Genomic DNA, 10,774 nt, shown 5'->3' with positions numbered 1-10,774 from the left:
AGTACTTGATAGTTCATGGACTCATAATGCTCTTTGAGCGGCTTTAATAAATAGCTTTTACCACAGGTAAGAGTTCATGATTTGAAGCACACTTTTGGACGTCGTTTACGTGCAGCTGGTGTAAGTTTTGAAGATAGACAAGATTTACTTGGGCATCGTTCTGGGAGAATAACCACACATTATTCGTCTGCAGAATTGCAAAACTTATATGAAGCTGCGAATAGAGTTTGTGAGAAGCAAAAGAGTGGGGTAGTTTTGACTCTGTTGCGTAATTCAAATTTTAAAACTAGAAAATCAGAACTTGAGCGAGGTAACGTGATTTCGCTTTAGTTTTAAACGTAGGTCCCGAGGAAATCCCGAAGCGGGTTTCGATGGGTAGAAGGTATCAAATGTAACTTATTGATTTAACTGGCTTTAATTGGTGGGCCCACTAGGACTTGAACCTAGGACCAACGGATTATGAGTCTGTAAAATACGTGTTTTAAGCACTTTTACCGAATTTTAAATTCTTTCAAAAACCTTTTAAAATCAACGTTTATAAGCCATAATTTGCCGTATTGAAATTTATTTAGTTTTAAATAAAGTGTCTACATGGCGTCTACATGGGATTTTAGAGGTGTATTATGGCGGAAGCTGAAAAGGGTATTAAATTAACCAAAACCATCGTTGATAAACTCGAACATATCCCCGGTAAAACCCAAACGTTTTATCGTGATAATGATTTAAAAGGCTTTGCTTTAAGAATTACTTCAGGTGGCGTTAAAAGTTTCATCGTTGAAACCAGAATCAATGGCAAGGTTAAAAGAGTCACTTTAGGTAAATACGGCAACTTGACTGTTGAAGAAGGCAGAAAGCAGGCCAAGAGTCTTTTGGGAAGTGTTGCCAGAGGTGATGATCCTATAGCGGAGAAGAAAACCAAAAAAGTCCATGCCATGACTTTACAGCAAGTATTGAATGATTACCTCAAAGCAAGAAAAGATTTAAAGCCACGTACTTTAAACGATTATCAATGTGTGCTGCATGAAGTGGTCCCTGACTGGCTTGATAAACCGCTGGTGAATATCACTCGAGAAATGATTGCCAAACGACATACCAAGCATGGCCAGGCAAATAGTAAAGCGCGTGCTAATAATGCCATGAGGGTATTAAGAGCTATTTTTAATTACGCCATGTATGAATATCAAGATGGCAATGGTCATCCAATCATCACCATTAATCCGGTCAAATACCTATCGCATACCCGGGCATGGTATCGAGTAGATCGAAAGCAAACAGTCATCAAACCACATCAATTAGCGGACTGGTATAAAGCAGTCATTGTATTGGTGGAGACAGACAACTACCGCAATGCCTTACTCTGGCATGATTATTTTCTATTACTCTTATTCACCGGCATGCGAAAAATGGAAGCAGCTTCTTTGCGCTGGGAGGATATTGATCTCAAATCAAAAACTATCACCTTGCAAGACACCAAAAACCACGAAATCCACACATTACCCATGTCTGATTTTGTCTATGAGCTAATGGAGCGCAGAAGCCGGAATAAAACCAGTGAATTTGTATTTCCGGCTGAAAGTAAAACTGGTTATATCTATGAGCCTAAAAAGGCGGTGAATAGGGTGGTTGAATTGTCTGGTGTTCCATTTACTTTGCATGATTTGAGAAGAACGTTTGCAACAGTTGCTGACAGTCTTGATTTACCTGCTTATGCCTTGAAACGTTTGCTGAATCACAAAATGAATAATGATGTTACAGCAGGGTATATTATGAAAGATGTTGAACGGTTGAGAAAGCCGATGCAGCAAGTTACTAATTTTCTGCTTGAGCATATGAGTGAAGAGGGTATGTAAGATAATAATTGAGTAGAAATTTTGCTATTAAAAAGTCATGTTAAGAAAATCCATTTTTTTTAACACGAACATGTACCCATGTTAAAAAATCTCTATTTTCTTAACATGATGAGTACAAGGATCTGAATGATACATGCTAATCATTAAATCCTTTCTTGATCATTTCAAGCATCGTGAGCGCATGATCGTATTCAAGTTGAGAGTGAGTTATAGAAATAGCGAGATTATCCATTAAGATGGGATCATCAAAGAACTCCTTAAGACGAATCTTAGTTTCTAGAGATAGTTCCTTAAAATCTCGCCCTAAAAGCCGACACCCGCTTAAGGTATAATCAAAGTCCTTCTCTAAAAGATCATGATGTTTTCCATTTAGCCTATCTTGATCATCAAAATCGAAGTAGTTGGAAATAATATAAGCCAAATCACTTGCATCTTTATTTGCCTTTCTGGAAAGCCAAGAAAATAGCTTTAAAAGTGCCAGACCTAAGGGCGAGGCTACTTTTATAGTAAGATCGTTAACACTGATATCCATAGATCTTTGATATGCATCATTAAATCCTGTTAGGCTAAATTCGATGTCATATTCTGGTGGCCATTTTAGAGTAGAGTTCTCATCTTTTATATCGCCGAAAGGAACTATGTCTAGATAACCATATTTATTTGATTGAAGTCGGTGTTCACTTTTTTGATAGGCAACAAAATCGCTCTTTTTGATTAGGGCATTTTTAATTTTATAGAACTCTTCCCAGCTTTTGCAGCAGATAGCTATATCGGTATCTAATGTTGCTCTTTGAGCTTCGTTTTTACCAAAATATTCTAAAAGAATATCTCGAGCTTTAGCTCCAATTAAAAAATAAGTACAATCATTGATAAGGGTAATTTCATTTATCAATTTAAATAAATCAATATTTTCTTCTGAAAAGCTATTCCATTTGTTCTTTAATGAATTTGTCATAAATAATTTCTGCGGTTTCTTGGTTTCGTTCATCTGATGAGCTTAATAAATCGGCATAAATCAAAATAAAAGGTACAACATTATGTTTGTATAACTTTGTATCAAAATTCCAAAATTTTTTTATCAGCTCAATATTCCCATTAATATTTTTCTTTAATCGGTATTTATACTGTAGTAAAGGCAATTCATTATCTGCATACACTGTAATTATTTGTGGTTTTAGATATTGGGTTAATTTAGCAGCGGCTATTTCTCCTCCCCAAAGAAAATTAAAGTCTATTGGGTTCGTTTCTTTTAATTTCTCAATATTATCGCTGTTAAATTTTTCAATTATTAATTTGGGGCGTAATTTTTCGTTGTAACCAATACACCATTTGCTTAGTAAATTTTCTTTATTAAGTAAGTATTTTTCTCCCTGATTTTTTTTAGTTATATATCCGTACTTTTCTAATATTGAAAAAGTTTTACTTACACTCCCAATTGCTACATCACTCATTTTTGCAATGTCACGATAGTTATGGTTTAAGGCACTTTTAATTGTCAGTAATGTAAAAATAATTTTTATGCTAGCAACGCTAAGCGTAAAAGAGTTCGTATCCAATAGGTTTGATTTCTGGGGTGTTTCACCTTTAATAGAGATATAGACAGAGTTAGTATTTATAAACATATTTCCTGAAAAATCTATATATTCAATATTCGCATTTTGTAATTTTTCGGCAAGATTTTTATTTATGTATTTAGTAATTAGTATGCTTTTTTTATCCAAATGATGCATATGGTGAATTATGGCACCCACATTTGTTTGATCAATATTACCAATCATTTCAGGATTAAAACTAAGCTCAGTATGAGGTTTTATTTGTATATAAAGTTGATTTATCTTTCTGTCATACTTGCATTGAAATCCTAGCTTATCTTTAATATTAGATATCAATAGTTCAGTATTCATAGCTGCTTACCATTCTTTCTTTGTTCATAATTATAGTATGTTCATTAAAAATGAACAACTTTAAAAAATGAACAAATTATATCAACCAATTGCTTTTTAAAATTTTTGTTAAAAATAATTTTAAGTGAATTAATTTAATTTTATGTGGAAATCATAGGTTATTAAGCTGTGGAAATTATAGTTTATTGTGTTGTGACAAGATATTTTTGATGAGATAGATATTGAGGGGACAGAAGGGACAGGTGGGAAACTCACATAAATACTCAATTAGAGACGCCCCTAGTTATATTTTTTATTAGGGACTAGTGGGACATCAAACCCACAATATCTTTTAATTAAAATCATTCCAATCTATAGCTTTTAATTAGATCTACCCCCCTTGACAGAGTTTGAATATTTAAGAGATACTTTTTTCGAGCTCAAGATTTAGGACAAGCTCATGGCTAGGATAGGCCATAGTTTTTTTGGATACGAATTATCAATGTGGGCTTGGAGAACACTTGATATTCATTTGGGATGGATTCCACTGGTCGGCATTTAAGCTGAAATGAAATCAATTGTAGAGGTTCACCATGTCTATAGAAAAACCAACCCGTTTACATCTATTAAACGAATTTGATTCTGCACCTGAATCAGCCTTATTTAATCAACAAACCATTGCTGCAGTATTAAGTTGCTCAACGCAGTTACTTGAACGTAATCGTTGGGCAGGCACAAGCATTCCTTATTTAAAAATTGGGCGTAAGGTTTTATACCGCAAAAGCGATGTCTTAGGTTTTCTCCAACAACAACGAGTTTATCGTTCCACCAGTGATGAAGGTCAGGCACTGGCAATGGGTAACGAATAATTTTTATTGTTGTTTCACCGTTCAGAAAGCTTCTCATCTGATAGAGCTTAGCGCTTCTCTGAATTTAAGTTGGAGAATTTTTTATGTCACAAAATCAGGTTATTTCATTACCTAATGCACAAAACCGTCCAGTTATCTGTGAATATGCAGGCGGTCATTTTAAATTAAGTGAGAAAGGCATCACTTTTATTGGTACTGATAAGGATGCCAATCAATTGCCCCCGCGTTGGATATGCTCCGCGCTTTTTGTAGTTGCTAAAACACGGGATGCTAAAAGTGGAGAATGGGGTCGATTACTCGAATGGAAAGATGATGATGGTGTGATTCATCAATGGGCAATGCCTTTAGCGTTGTTACAAGGTGATTCCTCCGATGTTAGACGAGAACTTGCTCGACTAGGTTTAGCCATATCACCTAATAAACTAGCTAGAGACCTACTGACTTCTTATTTGCAAGTATTCCCCATCGAAGCACGTGCTCGTTGTGTTGATAGACTAGGGTGGTATGAGGATGTGTTCGTCACGGCAAATGGTTCAATTGGTAATAAAGAGGAAAAAGTTGTATTTCAAAATAACAATGCTATTGAACCGGCCTTGTCATGCTCTGGTTCAGTTGAGAAATGGCGAAACTCAATAGGGCGATTAGCAGCAGGTAATTCACGTTTAATTTTTGCTATTGCCACAGCCTTTGCCCCAAGTTTAGCTAAGCTTGTCGGCGAAGATTCTGGCGGTTTTCATTTTAGAGGTGCCTCTTCATCAGGTAAAAGCACTGCTCTTAAAGTGGCTGCCTCTGTATGGGGCAATCCAAAATCCTATTGCCGTTTATGGCGCAGCACCTCTAATGGCTTAGAAGGCTTGGCTGCTTTACATAATGACGGCTTACTAATTCTTGATGAGCTCAGCCAAGTAGATCCAAGAGAAGCAGGGGAGGCAGCTTATCTATTAGCAAATGGACAAGGAAAAACGCGAGCATCTAAAACCGGTGCAGCCAAACAATCAGCCAGTTGGTCTTTAATTTTTCTCTCAGCAGGTGAGGAATCATTAACAGCATTAATGGCAAAAGCAGGCCAACGCGCTAATGCAGGCCAAGAAATTAGACTTGCTGATATTGAAGCGGATGCAGGGATAGGCATGGGATTATTTGAAAAGACACACGAGCAAATTAGCCCAGCAGCTATGGCAATAGCACTTAAAGAATTAACCGATAAACACTACGGTGTTGTTGGCTTGGCATGGCTAGAATATGTGGTAGTCAATCGTCAAACGCTTATTCCAGTAATCAATAATATGATTAAACAGTTCGTTGATAAGGTTATTAGCAAAGACATTACCGGGCAAGTTATAAGAGTAGCAAGACGATTTGCATTAGTAGCTGCAGCAGGAGAACTCGCCACCCAGTTTGGCCTAACTGGATGGCAACGCGGAGAATCTTTTCAGGCAGCACACCAATGTTTTCAATCTTGGCGAGAGACCTTTGGTACTGATGGAAATCGAGAAGACCGAGCTATTATGGCACAAGTTCGCGCATTCTTTGAATCCCATGGTGCGAGCAGGTTTGATAATGTACGTGATCCTAATAATGGGCGAATATTGAATCGTGCTGGCTTCTATCGTACTGATGATAAGGGCTTTAGATTATTTATGGTGCTTCCAGAGGTATATAAAAATGAACTTTGCAAAGGCTATGAGCCTAGAATGGCTACCCGGGTGTTAATTAATGCTGGTTGGTTAATTCCTGCATCGGATGGTAAGTCTTCACATAAACCTCGAGTTAATGGTGTTGGAACACCAAGGTTATATTTTTTCAGTGATAAAATTTGGGGTGAGGAATAGGATTTTAAAGGCGATTCATGATCTTTATATAGGGTTTGAATCGTCTAAATATAGTTTCTTTTGTCACTTTATCTTATATTTTTTGACATTCATCGATTAAATAACATTTATTTAATTCTTGATAATTTTGCTTCTTGTTAAAAATTTATCGTGCTCCTCTTTGATCTCTTTAATTTTTTCTTTGCGAATAGTTTCTGGCAAATCCAAAGGGAATGCTTCTAATATTTTCTTTGAGGCTTCGACTGTAAATTTATGTAGCATATTTTTACCATGAGGAAATGAAACATAAAATTTAGGATCATTAATTTCCAATTTCCATAGTACTGCATCTATACAACTAGAATTAATTTTTACATTTTTAATTAATGCTGTTTTAGTTAAAGGATGTGTTTTATTGTAATCAGTAGGTTTTTCTATCTCAATTCCATGTTTTATTTCAACCTCTCGTACAACATAATAGGCATTATTACCATCATGAGGGTGTTCAACAAAATGTCCTTTTTTAATCCAATTCATATTTTGCGCGGTATCGTTAGTTAAATATACGGAGGCAGTTTTATCATTCCCCTTCAATTCTGTTGCGTCCACGATAGCCGCTCTATCATAACCAACTTTCTGCAATATTGTTATATTATCTATTAAAGAATGAAAAACTTTACTTACTTGTTCATCGAGTAAGTTACGAAGTTCAGCATGTTTAATTTCCTCTGTTGAGGAATAGTATCTATAATAAATTGCACCAGCTCTTAAAAGAATTTTATCTTGAAGTCCTTTTTCTCCTTTAATCTTCTTTTCTTTTTTGCATATAATTGGTTTTTTTGTAGATGGATAAACTGAAACTATACATATGTTTTTTTCATAGATTGATTTAGCTTGTATGTTAAAAGTTAATTCGGGTTCAAAATATTCTTTTAAAAAATTCGCAAATGTTAAATCTGTTGGAATATCTTTATTATCAATACCAATTAACTCCCTAGGATGGTCTTTAATACCAAAAAACAATACCCCGCCATCTTTATTAGCAAAGGAAACGATAGTTTTAATATATTGATACAAATCATTTGGATTAAATTTTATTTTGAATTCGCGATGCTCACTTTCTCTGTTTTTAATTCGTTTTGTAATAGGGTCAATATTTAAGTCCATTAGTTTTCAAGAAAATATGAGTCCATTTAGTTTTCTTTATTTAATTTATCTCCGATAATTTAGAGTTTAGTTCATAGACAAGGATTTATTTTTATAGTTATTACAAGACGGTGAAGGTTTATGGAACTATTTAACGCAGGAGGAGAATAAACTATATCATAAGTGAGCAAAGGGAACTCAAGCAATCCCATAGCAGAAAGCCAGGGCGCAATATACATTCATTCGAATGTTTGCTAAATTATAAAAATCAGGTTAAAACAAAATCCTTAATGGACAAGGATTTTTCTTTATAAAAGCAACCGATGGATCACTTTAAATAGGTGTATTCATGGCTATTGCTTTTGCTAGAGTTTCAATTCATTCCAGATCAAAAGGTCATAGTGCAGTTGCTGCAATTTCTTATCGAGCAGGACTCAAGTTAGTTGATGAGCGCACAGGATTAACTCACGATTTTTCCTATCGTCATGACGTCGTTTTTTCAGAAGTGTTACTGCCTAAAAATTCAGACTCTGCTTTTTTAGATCATTCGATTCTATGGAATGCTGTTGAGGCTGCTGAGAAAAGAGTTGATGCGCAGTTGTGTAAAGATGTGGTTTTGGCTCTGCCTAAAGAATTGAATCGAGAACAGCAGATTGATTTAACTCGACGATTTGCTCATACCCATTTTGTTGAGAATGGTTTGCCAGCTGACATCGCGATTCACGATCATGGCGATGGTAATCCTCATGCTCATATTTTAATTACTACTCGTAGACTTGAAGGAAAACAATTTTCTAAATATAAAGCACGTGATCTGAATCCTACTTTTGCAAAAGGCTTTATTGTAGAAAATGATTATTGGGGTGAGTTATGGCGTGAGACGCAGAATGACTATTTTATTGAGCAGAATCTTGATTTAGAAGTTGATGCTAATCATTTAATTTCAGAGAGGCACAGAGGCCAACAACGAAATTCTTCTGCACATTACTTACAAGAAGAAAATCAATTGATTCAACAAGCCCGCATGGAAATGACGCGGGATAATATTAACCATGTGATTGAGTATTTGTCTTCACAACATAGTGTATTTACAAGAAGAGATGTAGAGCGCCTTTTATTTAAGACTTTTAGTCCATCTAATAACCCCCAAGAGTATTTACAGTTTGTTGAAAAGGTCTTAAGTGATAAGGACGTAATTTTGTTAGGGGAGAACAATAAGGGAGCCGTTTCTTATACAACTCGAAGTCATTTTCTCCAAGAGGCAGGGTTATTGGATGACATAGAAAACATGATGCATTCTAATAAACATATTAGTAATCAGTCTATAGATTCTCTTGCTCAGCAATACGCTTTGAGTGAGGAGCAGAAAGAGGCCTTTCGCTATATTACCCAAAGCCCCGATATTACTGTTGTCATAGGGCGTCCTGGAACTGGGAAAAGCTATCTATTAAAGCCAATAAATGAATTTTATAAGCAAGCTAATCAACTAGTAATTGGGGCAGCCCTAGCGGGTAAAGTTGCCAAAGCCTTACAAACTGAAACAGGTATTGAATCCTCTACTATAAAATCTTTATCTTATCGATTGGCCAATAACACTATGCAGTTAAGTGATAAACATGTGCTTATAATTGATGAGGCTGGAATGGTGGATTTTTCCAGTATGGCTTATCTGTTAAAGGAAGCCAAAAAGGCTGGTAGCAAAGTAATCTTAATCGGCGATCCAGATCAATTAAAGCCTATTCAAAAAGGGGAAATATTTAGAGGTATAGCAGCAAGAACAGGCTATATAGAGCTTGAAAATATCAAGCGGCAATTAGATGTAGGAGACAGACAAGCTAGTATGAATTTAGCTAAGGGTGAAATTGATAGGGCTATTCAGCATTATCAAAGTAAACAGGCAATAGTTATGGCTGAAACGAGTGATAAAGCTGCAGAACTACTAATCACAGATTGGAAAAAAGATCTTGATGCTACTGGCCTTGCAGACACCATCATGCTTTCTTTTACTAGAAAAGCGGTCAATAGCCTTAATGATCGAGCTAGAGAAACATTAATAGTTGACAATAGAATAGGTAACGAGAACATCTCTTTTCAAGGCTTAGAGCGAAATTTACCTATATCGACAGGTGAGCGTCTGTTATTCAGAGAAAATAATAAGACTCTAGGAGTGCGCAATGGGGATACAGCAACAGTTAAGGAGGTTACTACACAACAGCTGAAGGTGCATCTTGATAGTGGAGAAGAGCTTATTATCCCTAAAGACTATAAAGCACTGGATTATGCATATGCTTTGACTGTACATAAATCTCAGGGAATGACGGCCAAAAAGGTTAGAGTATTGATAGATAGCAAATACTGGGACAGAAACCTAAGTTTTGTTGCCATGACTCGGCATAAAGAAAGTTTGAATATCTACGCGGATAAAGAAAATCACCCTACAGAACAAGCTCTCAAACAAACATTATCGCGCAGTACTACAAAAGATAATGTCATCGATTGGCCATTAGATTTTGCCACTCGTTCTGGCTTTGATTCTGATTCACTAGTAGGTAAGGTTGTAAATCATGTATTCGCCCTTACACATAAAGTTAAAAATGTTTATAACTTTATTGTTAATTATGAAGCTTATTTATTAAAAGAAAAACAACAAAACCAGCAACAGGAGCTCAGTCAAATTCGAACAAAGGCTAATCTAGAGTTAAGAGCTGAGTTAAAAGAGAAAATAAGAAGAGATAAAATGTTATTTAAAACACCTTGCGAACATCTGAAAAAAGATTTCCCTGAGGTTGGACAACTTGAAACCCTTATAAAGGAGAGGCCAAAACAGAGAGGTTACATTGCTGAGAGAGCTGATAAGCAAATTAATGCTTTGTCACAACAATTATTAAGCAATAAGGCTTTTAGCACTTATGTCAAAAGCCAACATCTTGATTTTTATAATCAGATAAAAAATATTAATATCAAAGAAAAATCATTGTGTTACGAGCGATAGTATAATTTATTAGAAATGTCCCAATGTCCCAAACCAGTAAATTTAACAGGGACAGATATAATACAGTGCTGGTAAGGAGATCCCACAAGTCTCCTTAGTCCCTGTATTTATATAGGCCTAGAAATATATAAAATTAAATCCTATAACACACATCCCGCAGCATAAATTCGTAAAATAATGAATTAACCTCAAGAAGATCAGTTGCGGTAACAACCCAAGAGAA

At 35.6% G+C, this 10,774-nt stretch carries 7 protein-coding genes and 1 pseudogene; 5 read left to right on the top strand and 3 right to left on the bottom strand.

The annotated features are described in order from the left end of the window. Window positions 1-57: 57 nt before the first annotated feature. Window positions 58-330 (top strand): annotated as a pseudogene (locus tag ACQY7T_RS13270) (site-specific integrase); the annotation flags it as partial. 293 nt (window positions 331-623) lie between these two features. Then, window positions 624-1,850 (top strand): tyrosine-type recombinase/integrase, encoded by a 1,227-nt coding sequence (locus ACQY7T_RS13265; RefSeq protein WP_428414007.1) that lies wholly within the window; start codon window positions 624-626, stop codon window positions 1,848-1,850. A gap of 136 nt (window positions 1,851-1,986) precedes the next feature. Here the strand turns inward: ACQY7T_RS13265 and ACQY7T_RS13260 are convergent, their stop codons facing one another. Then, on the bottom strand, window positions 1,987-2,805 hold the full coding sequence (locus ACQY7T_RS13260; protein ID WP_428414006.1) for a nucleotidyl transferase AbiEii/AbiGii toxin family protein: 819 nt from the start codon (window positions 2,803-2,805) through the stop codon (window positions 1,987-1,989). Next, window positions 2,774-3,754, bottom strand: coding sequence for a type IV toxin-antitoxin system AbiEi family antitoxin (locus tag ACQY7T_RS13255; protein ID WP_428414005.1), 981 nt, complete (start codon window positions 3,752-3,754; stop codon window positions 2,774-2,776). Before ACQY7T_RS13255 ends, ACQY7T_RS13260 begins: the two co-directional genes overlap by 32 nt. A gap of 572 nt (window positions 3,755-4,326) precedes the next feature. Between ACQY7T_RS13255 and ACQY7T_RS13250 the strand changes: the two genes are divergently transcribed. Continuing rightward, on the top strand, window positions 4,327-4,602 hold the full coding sequence (locus tag ACQY7T_RS13250) for a DNA-binding protein (protein WP_428414004.1): 276 nt from the start codon (window positions 4,327-4,329) through the stop codon (window positions 4,600-4,602). A gap of 83 nt (window positions 4,603-4,685) precedes the next feature. Further along, the gene (locus tag ACQY7T_RS13245) at window positions 4,686-6,434 is read left to right on the top strand and encodes a DUF927 domain-containing protein (protein WP_428414003.1); all 1,749 of its coding nucleotides are present in this window, start codon (window positions 4,686-4,688) and stop codon (window positions 6,432-6,434) included. A 111-nt stretch (window positions 6,435-6,545) separates the two neighbouring features. Here the strand turns inward: ACQY7T_RS13245 and ACQY7T_RS13240 are convergent, their stop codons facing one another. Further along, window positions 6,546-7,580, bottom strand: a complete 1,035-nt coding sequence (locus ACQY7T_RS13240) for an AlbA family DNA-binding domain-containing protein (protein WP_428414002.1) — start codon at window positions 7,578-7,580, stop codon at window positions 6,546-6,548. Window positions 7,581-7,908: 328 nt separating this feature from the next. Between ACQY7T_RS13240 and traA the strand changes: the two genes are divergently transcribed. Then, a complete protein-coding gene (gene traA / locus ACQY7T_RS13235) occupies window positions 7,909-10,551 on the top strand; it encodes a Ti-type conjugative transfer relaxase TraA (RefSeq protein WP_428414001.1) in 2,643 nt (880 codons plus the stop codon). Window positions 10,552-10,774 lie beyond the last annotated feature (223 nt).

It is taken from the genome of Legionella sp. (assembly GCF_965140895.1).
Taxonomy (GTDB): Bacteria; Pseudomonadota; Gammaproteobacteria; order Legionellales; family Legionellaceae; genus Legionella.
This window is presented reverse-complemented; position numbering and strand designations above follow the sequence as displayed.